General features: G+C 72.6%; 17 protein-coding genes and 1 riboswitch. Of the genes, 7 read left to right on the forward strand and 10 right to left on the reverse strand.

The window, feature by feature from the left end; translation table 11 throughout:
- Position 1: 1 nt before the first annotated feature.
- The 3 genes from cydB to hisC form a co-directional block, all read right to left on the reverse strand.
- On the reverse strand, positions 2–1,099 hold the full coding sequence (cydB, locus tag ACHZ99_RS16440) for a cytochrome d ubiquinol oxidase subunit II (protein ID WP_420305339.1): 1,098 nt from the start codon (positions 1,097–1,099) through the stop codon (positions 2–4).
- 16 nt (positions 1,100–1,115) lie between these two features.
- A complete protein-coding gene (locus tag ACHZ99_RS16445; protein WP_420305340.1) occupies positions 1,116–2,648 on the reverse strand; it encodes a cytochrome ubiquinol oxidase subunit I in 1,533 nt (510 codons plus the stop codon).
- 357 nt (positions 2,649–3,005) lie between these two features.
- On the reverse strand, positions 3,006–4,139 hold the full coding sequence (gene hisC, locus ACHZ99_RS16450; RefSeq protein WP_420305341.1) for a histidinol-phosphate transaminase: 1,134 nt from the start codon (positions 4,137–4,139) through the stop codon (positions 3,006–3,008).
- Between the two features lie 394 nt (positions 4,140–4,533).
- Between hisC and ACHZ99_RS16455 the strand changes: the two genes are divergently transcribed.
- The 4 genes from ACHZ99_RS16455 (at position 4,534) to ACHZ99_RS16470 (ending at position 8,646) form a co-directional block, all read left to right on the forward strand.
- Positions 4,534–5,628: a LacI family DNA-binding transcriptional regulator gene (locus ACHZ99_RS16455; protein ID WP_420305342.1), complete on the forward strand. Its 1,095-nt coding sequence runs from the start codon at positions 4,534–4,536 to the stop codon at positions 5,626–5,628.
- A gap of 294 nt (positions 5,629–5,922) precedes the next feature.
- Complete coding sequence (locus ACHZ99_RS16460; RefSeq protein WP_420305343.1) at positions 5,923–6,930, forward strand: metallophosphoesterase; 1,008 nt, start codon at positions 5,923–5,925, stop codon at positions 6,928–6,930.
- 177 nt (positions 6,931–7,107) lie between these two features.
- The gene (locus tag ACHZ99_RS16465) at positions 7,108–7,935 is read left to right on the forward strand and encodes a hypothetical protein (RefSeq protein WP_420305344.1); all 828 of its coding nucleotides are present in this window, start codon (positions 7,108–7,110) and stop codon (positions 7,933–7,935) included.
- A 72-nt stretch (positions 7,936–8,007) separates the two neighbouring features.
- The gene (locus tag ACHZ99_RS16470) at positions 8,008–8,646 is read left to right on the forward strand and encodes an HAD family hydrolase (protein ID WP_420305345.1); all 639 of its coding nucleotides are present in this window, start codon (positions 8,008–8,010) and stop codon (positions 8,644–8,646) included.
- Here ACHZ99_RS16470 and ACHZ99_RS16475 read toward each other — a convergent pair.
- The 6 genes from ACHZ99_RS16475 to ACHZ99_RS16500 all read right to left on the reverse strand — a co-directional run bounded on the left by ACHZ99_RS16475 (position 8,643) and on the right by ACHZ99_RS16500 (position 13,285).
- Positions 8,643–9,170, reverse strand: a complete 528-nt coding sequence (locus tag ACHZ99_RS16475; protein ID WP_420305346.1) for an NUDIX hydrolase — start codon at positions 9,168–9,170, stop codon at positions 8,643–8,645. The two genes, ACHZ99_RS16470 and ACHZ99_RS16475, sit on opposite strands and share 4 nt — an antisense overlap.
- A 159-nt stretch (positions 9,171–9,329) precedes the next feature.
- Positions 9,330–10,025 (reverse strand): WGxxGxxG family protein, encoded by a 696-nt coding sequence (locus ACHZ99_RS16480; protein WP_420305347.1) that lies wholly within the window; start codon positions 10,023–10,025, stop codon positions 9,330–9,332.
- A 143-nt stretch (positions 10,026–10,168) separates the two neighbouring features.
- On the reverse strand, positions 10,169–11,368 hold the full coding sequence (locus ACHZ99_RS16485; protein ID WP_420305348.1) for a cystathionine gamma-lyase: 1,200 nt from the start codon (positions 11,366–11,368) through the stop codon (positions 10,169–10,171).
- Positions 11,365–12,285 (reverse strand): fructosamine kinase family protein, encoded by a 921-nt coding sequence (locus ACHZ99_RS16490; RefSeq protein ID WP_420305349.1) that lies wholly within the window; start codon positions 12,283–12,285, stop codon positions 11,365–11,367. Before ACHZ99_RS16490 ends, ACHZ99_RS16485 begins: the two co-directional genes overlap by 4 nt.
- A 47-nt stretch (positions 12,286–12,332) precedes the next feature.
- Positions 12,333–12,854, reverse strand: coding sequence for a low molecular weight protein-tyrosine-phosphatase (locus tag ACHZ99_RS16495; RefSeq protein WP_420305350.1), 522 nt, complete (start codon positions 12,852–12,854; stop codon positions 12,333–12,335).
- Positions 12,855–12,910: 56 nt separating this feature from the next.
- The gene (locus ACHZ99_RS16500) at positions 12,911–13,285 is read right to left on the reverse strand and encodes a phage holin family protein (RefSeq protein ID WP_420305351.1); all 375 of its coding nucleotides are present in this window, start codon (positions 13,283–13,285) and stop codon (positions 12,911–12,913) included.
- Positions 13,286–13,342: 57 nt separating this feature from the next.
- Here ACHZ99_RS16500 and ACHZ99_RS16505 point away from each other — a divergent pair, with 57 nt between their 5' ends.
- A complete protein-coding gene (locus tag ACHZ99_RS16505) occupies positions 13,343–13,660 on the forward strand; it encodes a cupin domain-containing protein (RefSeq protein WP_420305352.1) in 318 nt (105 codons plus the stop codon).
- 125 nt (positions 13,661–13,785) lie between these two features.
- Positions 13,786–14,010, forward strand: coding sequence for a DUF5326 family protein (locus ACHZ99_RS16510; protein ID WP_420305353.1), 225 nt, complete (start codon positions 13,786–13,788; stop codon positions 14,008–14,010).
- 75 nt (positions 14,011–14,085) lie between these two features.
- Here ACHZ99_RS16510 and ACHZ99_RS16515 read toward each other — a convergent pair whose 3' ends face one another.
- Positions 14,086–15,417 (reverse strand): YibE/F family protein, encoded by a 1,332-nt coding sequence (locus ACHZ99_RS16515; protein ID WP_420305354.1) that lies wholly within the window; start codon positions 15,415–15,417, stop codon positions 14,086–14,088.
- A gap of 73 nt (positions 15,418–15,490) precedes the next feature.
- Positions 15,491–15,622, forward strand: a riboswitch (TPP riboswitch).
- On the opposite strand from ACHZ99_RS16515, the gene thiC reads away from it, so the two are divergent.
- Entirely contained in the window at positions 15,615–17,384 is a 1,770-nt protein-coding gene (thiC, locus tag ACHZ99_RS16520) for a phosphomethylpyrimidine synthase ThiC (protein WP_420305355.1), read from the forward strand. (Overlaps the previous riboswitch by 8 nt.)
- Positions 17,385–17,403: the final 19 nt, after the last annotated feature.

Below are 17,403 nucleotides of genomic sequence, written 5' to 3' on the forward strand. Positions count from 1 at the left end.
GTCACCGCCCCGTCCCGTCCGCGCCCCCGGCCCCGTCGCCGCCCGCGCCGCCCGCGTCACCCGCGGCGTCCCCACCGCCCGCGGCGGCCGCCGCCGTGTGCGCCTCCGGCGCGAGGTGCTGCGTCCCGATGCGCTTGCTGAACACCCAGTACGTCCACCCCTGGTACAGCAGCACCACGGGCGTCGCGATCCCCGCGCACCAGGTCATGATCTTCAGCGTGTACGGCGTCGACGACGCGTTCTCCGCCGTCAGGCTCCACTCCGGGTCCAGCGACGACGGCATCACGTCCGGGTACAGCGCCAGGAAGAACGTCGCGACCGTGGCGACGATGGTCACCCCGGAGTAGACGAACGACCATCCCTCCCGGCCCGCCGCCACCGCGCCCACGGCGCAGAACAGCGCGGCCACCGCGACGACGAGCGTCACCAGGCTCCGGCCGTCGCCCGTGTCCGACTGGAGCCACAGCAGGAAGCCGAGCGCCAGCGCCACCGTCGCCGTACCGAGCACGGCCGCCAGCCGGCGCGCCCGCATCCGGATGTCGCCCACGGTCTTCAGCGCCGTGAACACCGCGCCGTGGAAGGTGAAGAGGAAGAGCGTCACCAGCCCGCCCAGCAGCGCGAACGGGTTGAGCAGGTCGAAGACGTCGCCCACGTACTCCTTGTCGGGGCCGATCTTCACCCCGCGCACGATGTTGGCGAAGGCGACGCCCCACAGGAACGCGGGCAGCAGCGAGGCCCAGAAGATGGCGAGTTCCCAGTTGCGCTGCCAGTGCTCCTCCGGCCGCTTGGCCCGGTACTCGAAGGCCACGCCGCGGATGATCAGGCAGACGAGGATGAGCAGCAGCGGCAGGTAGAAGCCGGAGAACAGGGTGGCGTACCAGTCGGGGAAGGCCGCGAAGGTCGCGCCGCCCGCGGTGAGGAGCCAGACCTCGTTGCCGTCCCAGACCGGGCCGATGGTGTTGATGAGCACGCGCCGCTCGGCGCGGTCGCGGGCCAGCACCCGGGTGAGGACGCCGACGCCGAAGTCGAAGCCCTCCAGGAAGAAGTAGCCGGTCCACAGGACGGCGATGAGGACGAACCAGACGGTGTGCAGTTCCATGGCGTGATCTCCGTTCTCAGTAAGAGAAGGCCATGGGCCGGTCGGAGTCTTCGCGGTCGTGGCCGCCGATCTTCGTCGGCGGGTTGCGGTCGGACTCGGTGAGTTCGGGCGGCCCCGCCTTGACGTACTTGATCATCAGCTTCGCCTCGATGACGGCGAGGGCCGCGTACAGCAGGGTGTAGACGCTCAGCGACGTGATGACCTCGGCCTGCGAGACGCCGGGGGAGACGGCGGAGGAGGTGGGCAGGACGCCGTAGACGACCCAGGGCTGGCGGCCCGTCTCGGTGAAGATCCAGCCCCAGGCGTTGGCGATCAGCGGGAAGAGGAGGGTGAGCAGGGCGAGGCGCCAGTACCAGCCGCCGAGGCGCTCGCCGAGTTCGCGGTCGCGGGTGAGGGCGAGTCGGGGGACGTCGTCCTCGCCGGTACGGAGCCGGTCGGCGAGCCAGAAGCGGCGGCGGGTGAGCCAGAGGCCGAGGACGCCGAGGCCCAGGGACGTCATCCCGAAGCCGATCATCCAGCGGAAGCTCCAGTACGCGAGCGGGATGTTGGGCCGGTAGTCGCCGAGGCCGAACTTCTCGTCGTACTTCTCCTTCATCGCCTCGTTGGTGGGGTTGATGCCGGGGACCTCTTCGGAGAAGTTGTCGTGCGCGAGGAAGGACAGCACGCCGGGGACCTCTATGGCGACCCTGTTGTGGCCCTTGTCGACGTCGCCGATGGCGAAGAGGGAGAAGGGCGCCGGCCCTTCGGTCTCCCACAGGGCCTCGGCGGACGCCATCTTCATCGGCTGCTGCTCGTACATGATCTTGCCGAGCCGGTCGCCGGTGAACGCGGTCAGCAGCCCGGCGACGACCAGCGTCAGCAGCCCCAGCCGCAGCGAGCTGCGCATGACTGCGATATCACGAGGTCGCCGGCGGCGCATCAGGTGGTACGCGGCGATGCCCACGACGAACGCGCCGCCGGTGAGGAAGGCCGCGGTGATGGTGTGGGCGAACTGCGCGAGGGCGGTGTTCTGGGTGAGGACGTGCCAGAAGTCGGTCAGCTCGGCGCGGCCGGACTTCTCGTTGATGCGGTAGCCGACGGGGTGCTGCATCCAGGAGTTGGCGGCGAGGATGAAGTACGCGGAGAGCACGGTGCCCGCCGCGACCATCCAGATGCAGGCCAGGTGGATCTTCTGCGGCAGCCGGTCCCAGCCGAAGATCCACAGCCCGATGAAGGTGGACTCGAAGAAGAAGGCGATCAGCGCCTCGAAGGCGAGGGGCGCGCCGAAGACGTCGCCGACGAAGCGGGAGTAGTCCGACCAGTTCATGCCGAACTGGAACTCCTGGAGGATGCCGGTCACCACGCCCATGGCGATGTTGATCAGGAAGAGTTTGCCCCAGAACTTCGTCGCCCTGAGGTACTTCTCCTTGCCCGTGCGCACCCAGGCGGTCTGCAGCCCGGCGACGAGGGAGGCGAGGGAGATCGTCAGGGGGACGAAGAGGAAGTGGTAGACGGTGGTGATCCCGAACTGCCAGCGCGCCAGGGTCTCCGGGGCGAGTGCCTGATCCACGTGGGCTCCTCTCCGCGAGCACGGACACGGCACTGACGATGATCCACGCGCCGGTCGGCCCGGTCGGGCCGTGGCGGCATGGCATACGGGCGTAAAAGCCCACGAACAGCACCGCTCGTGAATGAGTTCACATTCACAAGAGCTAGTCTGACACACCCGATTCCGGGTCTGTCCCAGGGGTCCCCTACGTCTGGATCTGCCCCGGTGGGGGCGGGTAACGGGCCGTCGGGAGAGCGGCGCTCCACACCGAGAGCAACGCTCTCGCCCGGGTGTGGGTACGGGTACGGAAACGGAAGCGGCGGCCGCCACCGCGACCGCCGCTCCCCGCTCTCTTCCGCCCCGCTTCGTCCCGCGCTCCTACAGCTTCTTGCGGAACTCCTCCGCCACCGCCAGCAGGATGTCGTTCGCCTCCGGCTCGCCCACCGACGCCCGCACCCCCTCGCCCGCGAACGGCCGCACCACCACACCCGCCGCCTCGCACGCCGCCGCGAAGTCCACGCTCCGCTCCCCCAGCCGCAGCCAGACGAAGTTCGCGTGCGTCTCCGGCACCGTCCAGCCCTGCGCCAGCAGCCCGTCCCGCACCCGCGTGCGCTCCGCGACCAGCGCCGCCACCCGCTCCAGCAGCGCCGGCTCGCTCCGCAGCGACGCGATCGCCGCCTCCTGCGCGATCTGGCTCACCCCGAACGGCACCGCCGTCTTCCGCAGCGCCGCCGCCACCGGCTCGTGCGCCACCGCGAAGCCGACCCGCAGGCCCGCCAGCCCGTACGCCTTGCTGAAGGTGCGCAGCACGCAGACGTTCGGCCGGTCCCGGTAGACGTCGAGGCCGTCCGGAATCCCGCCGTCCACGCCGTCGTCCCGGACGAACTGGCAGTACGCCTCGTCCAGCACCACCAGCACGTCCTCCGGCACCCGGTCGAGGAACCGCTCCAGCTCCCCGCGCCGCACCGCCGTGCCGGTCGGGTTGTTGGGGGTGCAGACGAAGATCAGCCGGGTGGCGCCGGTCACCGCGCCCGCCATCGCGTCCAGGTCGTGCCGCTCGTCCGCGGTGAGCGGCACCCGCACCGACCGGGCGCCCGAGATCTGGGTGATGATCGGGTACGCCTCGAACGACCGCCAGGCGTAGATCACCTCGTCGCCCGGCCCGGCCGTCGCCTGGAGCAGCTGCTGCGCCACGCCCACCGACCCCGTGCCCGTGGCGACGTGCTCCGGCGGCACGCCCAGGCTCTCGGCGATCTCGGCGGTCAGGGCGGCGCACGCCATGTCGGGGTAGCGGTTGAAGCCGCCGGCCGCCGCCACCGCCGCGTCCAGCACGCCGGGCAGCGGCGGGTAGGGGTTCTCGTTGGACGAGAGCTTGTACGCCGCGGCGCCGGAGCCCGGCGCCGCGGCCGGCTTGCCGGGCTTGTACGTGGGGATGCCCTCCAGCGCCGCCCGCAGCCTGGGCGCCGCGGGGGTGCTGGAAGTCCTGGGAGTCGGAGTTCTGTCGTTCGTCACCGCGGTCCTCCTCGACCGAGCCCGTAGCCTGTGGACACCCGTACCCGGGCGCCGCACCCGCCGCGTACGTAGGGGGCGCGTCCACCCTGGCGCGCACGGGTGGCGGGCGCCATGGCGCGCATCACCCGTGAAGGTGACTGAAACCTCTTCGAGACCTTCGTACCATGCCAGGTACCAAGGACCTTGCGCCATGGACCTGGGGTCGGCCGTGGGGCAACCGCGTGTCGTTCCATGGTCGTTTGACGGTTTCGCTCCTGCAGAATCGTGCCTGTCAGTTACGGTTCGGATTCTCCCGCAATCGAGCCATCCGAGCCCTACTATCAGCTCGCGATGACAAGCCTGACTATTGCGGCTTGCACGGGGGACCACGTACGGGCTTGAAGAAAGAAGGCGCATGACCGGCTCGATCCAACCGCAAGTGAGCCGGCCGCCCAGCCGCAAGCTGGCGCGGGCGGGAATCCGGGATGTCGCCGCCGCAGCGGGCGTCTCGATCACCACCGTCTCCGACGCGCTCAACGGGAAGGGCAGGCTGCCGGAAGCGACCCGCCGGCACGTCCGCGAGGTCGCCGACCGCCTCGGCTACCGGCCGTCGGCGGCCGCCCGCGCCCTGCGTACCGGCAGGTCGGGGCTCATCGGATTAACGGTGACGACGTACGGCGAAGAACCGTTCACCTTCACCGAGTTCGCGTACTTCGCCGAGATGGCCCGCGCCGCCACCTCCGCCGCGCTCGCCCGCGGCTACGCGCTGGTGATCCTCCCCGCGACCTCGCGGCACGACGTCTGGTCCAACGTCGCCCTCGACGGCACCGTCGTCATCGACCCGGCCGAGGGCGACCCCGTCGTCAGCGAGATCGTCCGGCAGGGCATCCCCGTCGTCAGCGACGGCCGCCCCGGCGGCTCCCTGCCCGTGACCGCCTGGGTCGACAACGACCACCAGGCCGCCGTCATCGGCCTGCTCGACCACCTCGCCGACGCCGGCGCCCGCCGCATCGGCCTGCTCACCGGCACCAGCACGGACACGTACACCCGGCTGTCCACCACCGCGTACCTCACCTGGTGCGAGCGCGTCGGCCAGGACCCGGTCTACGAGTCCTACCCCGCCCACGACCCGCGCGCGGGCGCCGTCGCCGCCGACCGGCTGCTCGCCCGCCCCGACCGCCCGGACGCCGTCTACGGCCTCTTCGACCCCAACGGCACCGACCTGCTCGCCGCCACCCGCCGCTACGGGCTGCGGGTGCCCGACGACCTGATGCTCGTCTGCTGCAGCGAGTCCCCGGGCTACGCCTCTACCGACCCGCCGATCACCACGCTGTCGCTGAAGCCGCGCCGCATCGGCACGGCCGTCGTGCAATTACTGATCGACGCCATCGAGGGCGTGGACGCCGGGCGGCCCATCGAACAGGTCATACCGACGGACCTGATCGTGCGGGCGTCCTCGCAGCGCCGCCCGCCGCGTACCGTCGTCAGCGCCCCGCGCCGGCCGGCGTAGCGGGCGGGGCCGCGGCCCCCGGGCCGTCCCGTGCCCGCGCCCGCCCGCGGCCCCCGCCCGTCACCCCCGCCTTCCGTGCCCCGTTTGCCCGGTTCTGGTGGTGCGCCGGGAGCTCTCTTCCGCAGCCGGAGCCAATTGGCGGCCCCTGGTACCGCACAAGCTGCGACAGGCATTTCTATGATGGGCGCACGCACACCGCGGATCTCCTCCACCTGTGCGGGGGGAGCGGCACCTGGCCCCATGGCGGCCCGGTCGTGTCCCGGTGGGAGAACGGCGAGGCGGTGGAGGGGTTCGATGCAACAGGGGGCCGGTCAGACGCCGGGGCTGCGGACCACGGCAGGGGTGCCCGCCGGGACGGCGCCCCCCGTCCCCGCGGCACCGGCCGCCGGCGGCGGCGCGGCGGCCTACGGCGACGACGGGTACACCCCGACCCAGGCCGACCTGCCGGTGATCAGGCCCGGCGAGAGCGGCGGCTACGGCCCGCTGTACGTCGTCGGTGACGTCCACGGCTACCTCGACGAGCTGCGCGCCGCCCTGCGCGCCCAGGGCATCGTCGACGAGTCCGACCGCTGGATCGCCGGCAACACCCGCGTCTGGTTCCTCGGCGACTTCACCGACCGCGGCCCCGACGGCATCGGCGTCATCGACCTCGTCATGCGGCTGTCCGCCGAGGCCGCCGCCGCCGGCGGCTACTGCAAGGCGCTGATGGGAAACCACGAGCTGCTGCTGCTCGGCGCCAAGCGCTTCGGCGACACGCCGGTCAACTCCGGCGCCGGCACCGCCTCCTTCCAGGCCGCCTGGCTGCTCAACGGCGGCCAGCGCACCGACATGGAGCGGCTGGAGGACGTCCACCTTCAGTGGATGGCGCGGCTCGACGCCATCCACGAGGAGGACGACCACCTCCTGGTGCACTCCGACACCACCGCGTACCTCGACTACGGCGAGTCCATCGAGGGCGTCAACGACACCATCCACGACATCCTCGCCCGCTCCGACGCGGACGAGGTCTGGGACCTGTTCCGCAAGTTCACCAAGCGCTTCGCCTTCCGCGACGAGGAGACGGGCCCGCCGGCCGTGCGGGAGCTGCTCGCCCGGTACGGCGGCGGGCGGCTGGTGCACGGGCACAGCCCGATCCCGTATCTGCTCGGCGAGGTGCCCAGCGAGGACACCGACGGCGAGGAGCGCGGCGCGGCGGTCCAGGGCCCGCACATCTACGCGGACGATCTCGCCATCGCCATGGACGGCGGGGTCACCATGGCCGGAAAACTGCTTGTCGTGCGACTTCCGCTGGTCGGACGCTAGCGGACTTCCGTCTGGCATGCTCTAATACGGAACCTCCTTTTCTGAAAAGACACTTATCCGCCATACGTGAAGCGCTCTACCATCGGTTATAGGCTCTGTCCGCTCAGGGCCTAGCGCCGCAGGCACGCTCCGTCCCCGCTTGCCTTGTTGCCTGCCCATCCGGGGGAGCACAAGCACATGACCAGTGCGTCGCATCTGCTGACGGAGGACCGCCCGGACTTCGAGCGGCTCCTCGACTCCGCGCTGCACAGCGCCGAGTACACCGTCGGCGCCGGCCGCGGGCGGCCGCTCAACCCCGAGCAGCTGCGCACCATGGCCCTCGGCGCCATGACGGCGATTTCGGCGTGCGCGTCGGCCGAATACGACCGTTACGTACGGCTGCGAATGGAGCTGCGCCGGCCCTCGGCCGGCGGCGAGGGCATCCGCCTCACCGGCGCGAGGGGCGGCGGCCAGGGCGGCTCCAGCGCGGGGGTGGCCGCGGCGGCGGCGGTGCTGGTGCCGGTGCTCGCCGGCACGGCGGCGCTGATCTTCCTGCTCGTCGGCTACCTGCTGAGCATGATGGACCCCGAGCCGTCCGTGGCGTCCTCGATGCGCCAGGCGGGCTGGATCTTCGCCCTCCTCGCGGTCGCCGCCATCGTCATCGCGATGATCGCGCTGCTGCTGGCGGCGCTGCGCAACGGCGCGACGTCCATCAGGGCCGCGGCCAGCCGGGAGTTGACCGACCAGGTCGACGAAGCCCGCGAGGAGTGGCGCACGGCGCTGCTCGAACGCGGCATCCAGCCCTTCCTGGAGGAGGCCCTCGCCGGCGGCGAGGTCGGCGGCTCCGGCGGGGCGTTCCCCGCGGTGCGTACGGACCCGGCCGGCACCCGCACCCCGCGCCTCGGCTACTCCCGCCCGGCGTTCTCCAGCCCCGACGAGGGGACGTCGGCGAACGACGGACCGGGCTACTCCAGCCCGGACTTCACCAGCCCCGACTACGGCGGCCCCGAGCACGACCCGGACTGACGCTCCACGCGCGCGTGGAGCGTGGCAAGTAATCGTTTGTCCCCGGCCCCGCGCACGTCCTAGCCTCACGCCATGTCCCGGCTGCACATCTTCGACATGGACGGCACCCTGCTGCACGGCTCCTCCGCGAACATCGAGATGGCGCGGCAGCTGGACCTGGTCGCGGAGTTCCGCGCGCTGGACGCCGCGTTCAGCTCCGGCGAGATCGACACGTACGACTACGCCGAGCGCGCGCACGGCATGTGGAGCAGCCTCACGCCCGAGATCCTGGCCCGCGCGTTCGCGGGCGCGCCCTGGCTCGCGGGGATACGCGAGGTGTGGGCCGACATCACCGCGCGCGGGGAGCACTGCGCGGTGATCTCGCTGGCGCCCGGGTTCTTCGTCGAGCGGCTGCTGGAGTGGGGGGTGCACGCGGCGCACGGTTCGCGCTTCCCGGCGCTGCCGTTCCGCGAGCCGGTGGACATGGCGGGCATCCTGGGGCCGTCGGACAAGGTGCGGATCACGGATGTGCTCTGCGCGCGGTACGGGCTGACGCGGGCGGACTGCGTGGCGTACGGGGACTCGATGTCGGACACCGACCTGTTCGCCGTGGTGCCGCGGTCGGTCGCCGTGAACGCCGACCACCACGTGAGCGGGCTGGCCTCGGACGCGTACAGCGGGCGGGACCTGCGCGAGGCGTACGCGCTGACGCGTAGACGAGCGGGGAGCTAACCGAAGTCGTCCGCGAGGACGGCGAGGACGCCCTCGATGTTCTTGACGAGAAACGCGCGCAGGCTCGGCGGGACGACGTCGACGGAGTCGACGCCCTCGCGGGTGAAGGGGACGCGCACGGTCTCGTACTCGCCGCGGGGCTCGTCGACCTCGGGGCCGTGCCGGCGGGTGAGGTCCATGGACACCAGGCGGCAGGCGAAGAAGTGCTGGACCTTGACGCCGTGTTCGCCGGCGGGGGTGCCGGGGGCGTCCGGGTCCTCGGGGGCCGCACGGTCCTCGGGCTTCTCGGGGACGGTGTCGACGAAGACCGGCACGACCCGCGTGACGCGGGCGCCCAGCTCCTCGTCGACCTCGCGGTGCAGCGCGGCGACGACGGAGGCGTCGCCGGGCTCCACGCCGCCGCCGGGGGTGATCCAGTAGGGCTCGTGGCCCGGTTTGGTGCGTTTGATGAGCAGCATCTCGTCGCCGTCGAGGAGGACGGCGCGGGCGGTGCGCTTGACCACCGGCCGGTGGGACACGGTCATGGGATGTATGTGGCACGCGGGACGGCGGCCGAAACCCGCGGGGAGGCGCGTGCCGCGGGAGCACCCCCGTCCCGCCGCGCCGGGCGCGCGCCACGTGCGCGGCGGTGCGGCGGGACGGGCGGGAGGGGCGGGGGCGCGCGGCGTCACCGGCGCCTTCCGTCAGCGGCGCTTGCCGTCGTCGCCGCGGTCGGCGCGGTGCGCGGGGTCGTCCGTGTCGTAGACGCGGTGGGTGGTGCCGCTGCGGTCGGTGCCGGGCATGCTCTCGTGCGCGGTGCCGCCGGTGATGTCGCTGTGGCCGGTGTGATCGGTGTGACCGGTGCGGCCGGTGCGGTCGTCGGCGGTGCCGGACGTACGGGACGCGGACGTACCGCCGGAGGTGCCGGAGGTGCCGCCCTTCATGCCGGACGAACCGGAGGCGCCGGACGCGCCGCCCGACGTGCCGGAGGTGCCGCCGGGCATGTCGTGCTTGCCGCCCGGCATGTGGTGCTTGCCGCCGCCCGCGCCGCGCATGTCGTCGCCGGTGCCGCTCGCGTGGGTGCCGCGGCCGCGGTCCGTTCCGTAGTCGCGGCGCGTGCCGGTGGTCTGGGCGGCGCGGTTGGTGACGTCGTTGCGGGTGGTCCTGGTGTCGGCCTTCCCGGACTTCTTCGCCAGCCCGGCGAGGCCGAGCAGGCCGGCGAGGCCCAGCCAGCCCCAGTTGCTCGCGCTGTCGCCCTTCGGGCCGCGCGGGCCCTGCTCCTGCTGGACCGTGCTCTGGGGGCTGTCCGCCGGGACGGCGGCGGTCTGCGCGCTCGCGCCGGTCAGGGGGGCCAAGGCGAGTATCGCGGCCGCGCCCAGTGTTGCGGCGATCTTACGCATGGTGTGATCTCCCTTGAGAGCCGTGCCGACGGGCGTGAAGAACGCGGCTCTCGACCCGCGTGCCCGCGGCTCCCCCACACACCATGAACCCACGCATCGACGCTTTACGCGAGTTTTACGGCTTTTGCCCGACTTGCGGCGGCTCAGCGGGTGAGGGCGTACGCGAGCGCTTCACGCAGGTCAGCGACCAGGTCGGCGGTGTCCTCGACGCCCGCCGAGAACCTGACGAAGCCCTCCGGCACCGCGTCCCCGCCCCACCGCCCGCGCCGCTCCGCCGTCGAGCGCACGCCGCCGAAGCTCGTCGCCTCGTCGACCAGCCGCGCCGCGCCGAGGAACCGCTCCGCCGCCGCCCGGTCCGGCAGCGTGAACGCCACCACGCAGCCGTAGCGCCCGGCCCGCATCTGGCGCGCGGCGAGCGCGTGCGCCGGGTCGGACGGCAGGCCGGGGTGGCGTACGTCCCGTACCCCCGGCGTGGCGCTCAGCGCCTCGGCGACGGCGCGGGCGTTCGTCGCCTGGCGGGCGGTGCGCAGCTCCAGGGTGGCCAGCGAACGGTGCGCGAGCCACGCCTCCATCGGCCCGGGGATCGCGCCGGCGGTCTTGCGCCAGGTGCGCAGCCGGCGGGCGAGCGCGGCGTCGCGGGTGACGGCGTAGCCGAGGAGGACGTCGCCGTGGCCGGTGAGCGCCTTGGTGCCGCTGGCGACGGAGAGGTCGGCGCCGAGCTCCAGGGGGCGCTGGCCGAGGGGGGTGGGCAGGGTGTTGTCGACGGCGACGAGCGCGCCGGCGGCGTGGGCCGCGGCGGCGAGGCGGCGGATGTCGCACACGTCGAGGCCGGGGTTGGACGGGGTCTCCAGCCAGAGGAGGCGGGCGCCGTCGAGGAGTTCGCCCTGGGCGTCGCCGGCGGTGGGGGCGGTGCGTACGTCGGTGCCGTGCTCTTCGAGGAGGGCGCGGAGGCCGCCGGGGACGAGGTTGTAGCCGTCGGCGGGGAGGACGACGTGGCCGGCGCCGGGGCCCCGGGTGCCCGGGGCGGTCATGAGCACGGCGGTGATCGCGGCCATGCCGGAGGCGAAGGCCACCGCCTCGGCGGGGGCGCCGGGCGACTCCAGCTCGGCGAGGGCGGCTTCGAGGCGGGTCCAGGTGGGGTTGGCGTCGCGGCCGTAGTCGTAGGGGGCGCCGGCGACGTCGCCGGGGAGGTGGTAGTGGGCGGCGAAGACGGGGCCGGGGAGGGCGGGTTCGTACGGCTCGGGGTCGGGGAGGCCGGCGCGCACCACGCGGGTGGCGTCGGCGGGGGGCGGGGTCCCGGGAGCGTCGTCCGCGGCGTCGGACGGGGTGTCCTCGTACGTCATCGGTCGGCTCCTTCCAGGGCCGCGCGCGCCGCGGCGCCGCACTGCGCGCCGTAGCCGGCGCCGAACAGCGCGGCGTGCACGAGCAGATGGTGCAGCTGGTACAGCGGCACCCGGCCGCGGCGGCCGGGCAGCGGCCGCACCTCCTTGTACGCCCCGAGCAGCCGCCCGAGCTGCGGGCAGCCGAACAGCTCCAGGAACGCGAGGTCCACCTCGGGGTGGCCGCCCTGCGCGGCGGGGTCGATGAGGTGCGCGCGGCCGCCGGCGGCCCACTGCACGTTGCCCGACCACAGGTCGCCGTGGATGACGGCGGGCGGCTGCGGCGGGCCGGTGACCTGGTCGATCACGGCGCAGAGGCGTTCGACGGCGCGGGTGTCGGCGGGCGTGAGGGCGGCGTTGTCAGTGGCGAGGCGTAGAAAGGGAAGCAGCCGGTGCTCGGCGTAGAAGCCGGGCCAGTCATCGGGGGAGGCGGGCGTATGTGCGGCGTGCTCGGGCGGTGGTTCCGCGGGCGCGGGGGCGGCCGGGGCGGTCTGCGGGGACGGCAGCGGCAGCGAGCCGATGTAGGCGGGCCAGGGGGTGCCGTAGGCGGCGGCGGGGGTCGCGTGCAGCGCGGCGAGGTCGCGGCCCAGCCGCTCGGCCTGCGCGGGGGTCGCCGGGCCGGGCTCGATCCACTCCAGCAGGATCAGCCCGGGCTCCTCGCCGAGGACGGCGGGGACGGGGGCGGTGCCGGTGCCCGCCAGCAGGCGCAGGCCGTGCGCCTCGGCGGCGAAGAAGTCGGCGGGGGCGCGGTCCCGGGTCTTGGCGAAGACGCGGCGGCCGTCGCCGAGTTCGAGGCGGTGCGCGGCGGAGATGTCCCCGCCGCCGACGCGGCGCGCGGCCCGTACGGGGGCGCCGGTGAGCGCGGCGGCGCGCTCCTCCACGGTGCGGGGGCCGCCGTATCGCGGGGGCGGGCCGGCCGCCGGGCCGGTCACGGACGGGCGGCGAGTTCGTCGCGTACGGCCTGGAGCAGCCCGTCCGCGGCGGTCTCGATCAGGTCCAGAGCCTCCTCGAAGCCGCCGGTGCCGCCGTAGTACGGGTCCTCGACGTCGGTCAGGTCGAGGTCGGGCGCGAAGGAGAGCAGCAGCCGCACCTTCTCGGCGTCGACGGGAGTCGGCGCGATCTTGAGCAGCCGGCGCACGTGCCCGCTGTCCAGGCCGAGGACGAGGTCCCGTCCGGCGAACCAGTCGGGCGTGAACTGCCGGGCGGTGTGCTTCAGCTCGTAGCCGTGCTGCGTGAGCACGGCGGCGGCGCGCGGGTCGGCGGCCTCGCCGACGTGCCAGCCGTCGGTGCCGGCGCTGTCCACCTCGATCACGCCGTCGAGCCCCGCCTCCGCGACCCGGGCGCGGAAGACGGCCTCGGCCATCGGCGAGCGGCAGATGTTGCCGGTGCAGACGAAGCAGACGCGGAAGGGCGCGGGGCGGGGGCGTTCGCTCGTTCCCATGCGCTCCATCCTGCCTCAGCCCGGGCGCCGGCGCCCGGTGCCGGCGGCCACGTTCCGTACCCGATTCAGTCCCGGTCCAGGGCCATGCTCGTCGCCCACGAGACGATGCTGATCACCAGCCCGCCGAGGACCGCCGTCCAGAACCCCTCCACGTGGAAGCTCAGGTCCGCCTCGTCGGCGATCCAGGAGGTGAGCATCAGCATCAACGCGTTGATCACGAGCGTGAACAGCCCGAGGGTCAGCAGCAGCAACGGCAGCGACAGCAGCTGCACGAGGGGCTTGACGACGAAGTTCACGACCCCGAAGATCAACGCGACCAGCAGCAGCGTGACGGCCTTGTCGGCGTTGTCGTCGCCGGTCAGGCCGATGTCGGGGATCAGCCAGACGGCGACCGCGAGGGCTGCGGCGTTGGCCAGGGTCTTGATGATGAAGGTCTTCATGGGTGCGATCGTTCCAGAGGTAGTCGGGAGCACCATGGACGCGGAGGATGAAGCACGATGAAGGCATTCCGGCTGGACGAGCTGGAGGCGGAGCGCCGCGCGAACGACGGAGCGTACCTCCAGTTCCTGCGCGAGCGGAACATGTCGGTCGGCTTGTACGCGCTGGACGCCGGCGCCCCCGATCCGCAGCAGCCCCATCGCCAGGACGAGGTCTACGTGATCATGAGCGGCCGCGGCTCCGTCACCGTCGGCGACGAGACCCAGCAGGTCGGCAGGGGCTGCGTCGTCTACGTACCGGCGGGTGTCCCGCATCGTTTCCACCACATCACCGAGGATCTCCGGGTGCTGGTGGTCTTCTCTCCACCCGAGGCGTGAATCAGTCCCTCAGGGATGCCTCAGGGTTCGTTCCGGGGCGGACCGGGGCCGGGGGCACTCCCGTCCGGCCGCCCGGCGACCTAGCATCGTAGGCACCGGGACAACCCCGGCGTACCGGAGGAGGAATGACAGTGTCCGTGAAAGAGATCACCGCGGGACTGCCGTGGTGGGTGACGTGGGTGCTGATCCCGGCGATCGTGCTGGTGGTCTTCGGCAGCATGATCATGTGGGTGGTCGGGGTCATCATCGGCCTGCTGTTCAAGGTGCTGCTGGCCGCCGCGCTGATCGCGGGTGCGATCTTCCTGGTGCGGAAGTTCATGACCGCGTCGTCGTCGAAGAACGACTGGTAACCCGCCGCCGCACCGCACGCCGCTCGCCGCGCACTGCGCACCGCACGCCGCTGCCGCACCTCCGCGCCTCCGGCGCTACGTCCGGCGCCGCCGACCGCCGCCGCCCCGGCGGCGGGCGCCGCCCTCGCCGGGAGCCGCGGCAGCGCCGGAGCCCGTACCCGCCCGGCCCTCCGCCCCCGCCGGGCGGCGGTCGGCCGAGACGACGAGCGCCGCGAGCCCCGTCGTCAGCGGCACCGAGGCGACCAGCCCAACGCTGCCCACGAGGGTCCGTACGATCTCCTGGGCGACGAACTCGCTCGTCGCCACCGAGCCGACGCTCTGGTCGGCGATCGTGAACAGCAGCAGCAACGGCAGCGCCGCCCCCGCGTACGCGAGGACCAGCGTGTTCACCACCGACGCGATGTGATCCCGCCCGATCCGCATCGCCGACGCGTACAGCTTCCGCCACGGCGCCGACGGGTCGGCCCGCCGCAGCTCCCACACCGCCGACGCCTGCGTCACCGTCACGTCGTCGAGCACCCCGAGGGAGCCGATCAGCACCCCCGCCAGCAGCAGCCCGCTCATGTCGATGTCCGGGTACTGGGTGTGGATCAGCCCGGTGAAGTCGTCGGTGTTCCCCGTCAGCCTCGACCAGCCGACGAACAGCGACCCCAGCAGCCCGATCAGCAGCAGCGACGCCAGCGTGCCGAGCGCCGCCACCGAGGTGCGCACGTTGAACCCGTGACACAGGTACAGCGCGATCAGCATGATCGCGCTCCCGCCGACCACCGCCACCACCAGCGGATTCGACCCGTCAAGGATCGCCGGCAGGATGAACAGGATCAGGATCGCGAAGCTCACCGCCAGCGCCGCGAGCGCCGCCACCCCGCGCAGCCGCCCGACGACGACCACCGCGACCGCGAACACCAGCGCCAGCGCCGCCATCGGCACGCTGCGCACCACGTCGGAGACGGCGTACTGCAACTCCCGCGGCGCCTTCGGCGAGTAGGAGACGACGAGCTCCTGCCCGACGTCGTACCGGCGCGACGCGTCCGGCGCGACGACCTCGGTGAAGGTGCGCCCCGCGTGCTCGCCCGACGTCACCTCGATCGTCGCCTGCTCGCACACCGCGTCCTCGTCGAGCCGCGGCTCGTCCCCGCCGCCGCCCGGCTGCCCCGGCTCCTGGATCCGCGCGCCCACGTCGGCGCACTTCACCTCCTCGACCTTCGTGACCTTCGCCCGCTGCCGCTCCTGGTCGAAGCCGATGCCGCTGCGCTCGCCCGCCGGCTCGTCCCCCGGCCACAGCGCGATCAGCCCGGCGAACACCGCCAGCGCGAACGGGACGAGCACGGCCGCGATCACGGTACGCAGCCGGTGCGAGGCGGGCGGGGCGGGGGCACCGTGGTCGTGCCCGTGCGAATGCGTCACCGCCAGATCATCGCAGGAGCGCCCAAGGGCCCTCTTCCCCACCGGCGCGCACACCGGTTAGCGTGGTCCGCGAACTGCACACCGCGGGAGCTCGGAGCACCGGGCTGAGAGGGCGCTGACGGATCCGCATCCGGATCACAGCTGCGCCGACCGCCGAACCTGTTACCGGGTAATGCCGGCGTAGGGAGTGGGTCTCCATGACCGTTTCGGATGCACGTACGCCCGCCACCGCGGACTCCGCGAAGACCGCGGCCGGCTGGCACAAGGACCACGTGGAACACCCCGCCAGGCCCGACATCCGGGTCCCCGTGCGGCGCGTGCACCTCACGAACGGCCGGGACGTGACGCTGTACGACACGTCCGGGCCGTACACCGACCCGACCATCGACACCGACGTCCGCCGCGGGATCGCCCCGCTGCGCGACAACTGGATCATCGCCCGCGGCGACACCGAGGAGTACGCGGGCCGCCCGCCCCGCCCCGAGGACGACGGCCTCAAACACACCGCCCCCCGCGGCGGCTTGCGCAACCTCGACGCCGTCTTCCCCGGCCGTCCGCGCCAGCCGCGCCGCGCCCGCGGCGGCGCCGTCACGCAACTCGCGTACGCCAGACGCGGGGAGATCACCGCGGAGATGGAGTTCGTCGCGCTGCGCGAGCGCGTCGAGCCCGCCTTCGTCCGCGACGAGATCGCGGCCGGCCGCGCCGTGCTCCCCGCGAACGTCAACCACCCCGAGACCGAACCGATGATCATCGGGAAGAACTTCCTGGTGAAGGTCAACGCCAACATCGGCAACTCCGCCGTCACCTCCTCCATCGAGGAGGAGGTGGAGAAGATGACCTGGGCCACCCGCTGGGGCGCCGACACCGTCATGGACCTGTCCACCGGCCGCAACATCCACACCACCCGCGAGTGGATCCTCCGCAACTCCCCCGTCCCCATCGGCACCGTCCCGCTCTACCAGGCGCTGGAGAAGGTCGACGGCCGCGCGGAGGAGCTGACCTGGGACGTCTACCGCGACACCGTCGTCGAGCAGTGCGAACAGGGCGTCGACTACATGACGGTCCACGCCGGCGTCCTGCTGCGCTACGTCCCGCTCACCGCCCGCCGCAAAACGGGCATCGTCTCCCGCGGCGGCTCCATCATGGCCGCCTGGTGCCTGGCCCACCACCGGGAGTCGTTCCTCTACACCCACTTCGACGAGCTGTGCGAGATCCTCGCCTCGTACGACGTGACCTTCTCCCTCGGCGACGGGCTGCGCCCCGGCTCGATCGCGGACGCCAACGACGAGGCGCAGTTCGCGGAGCTGCGCACGCTCGGCGAGCTGAACCGGATCGCGAAGTCCCACGGCGTGCAGACGATGATCGAGGGCCCGGGCCACGTCCCGATGCACAAGATCAAGGAGAACGTGGACCTCCAGCAGGAGATCTGCGAAGAGGCCCCGTTCTACACCCTCGGCCCCCTGGCCACGGACATCGCCCCCGCCTACGACCACATCACCTCCGGCATCGGCGCCGCGATGATCGCCTGGTGGGGCACGGCGATGCTCTGCTACGTCACCCCCAAGGAACACCTCGGCCTGCCCGACCGCGACGACGTCAAGACCGGCGTCATCACCTACAAGATCGCCGCCCACGCCGCGGACCTCGCGAAGGGCCACCCCGGCGCCCAGGACTGGGACGACGCCCTGTCGGACGCCCGCTTCGAGTTCCGCTGGGAGGACCAGTTCAACCTGGCCCTGGACCCGGACACGGCGCGCGAGTTCCACGACGAGACGCTGCCGGCGGAGCCGGCGAAGACGGCGCACTTCTGCTCGATGTGCGGCCCGAAGTTCTGCTCGATGAAGATCTCCCACGACATCCGCCGCGCCCACGGCGCGACGGAGGAGGAGATCGAGGCGGGCATGACGGAGAAGTCGAAGGAGTTCGCCGCCGCCGGCAACCGCGTCTATCTCCCCGTCGCGGACTGAACCACCGGCACGCCAAGGC

This window comes from Streptomyces sp. MAR4 CNX-425 (assembly GCF_048656465.1).
GTDB lineage: Bacteria > Actinomycetota > Actinomycetes > Streptomycetales > Streptomycetaceae > Streptomyces.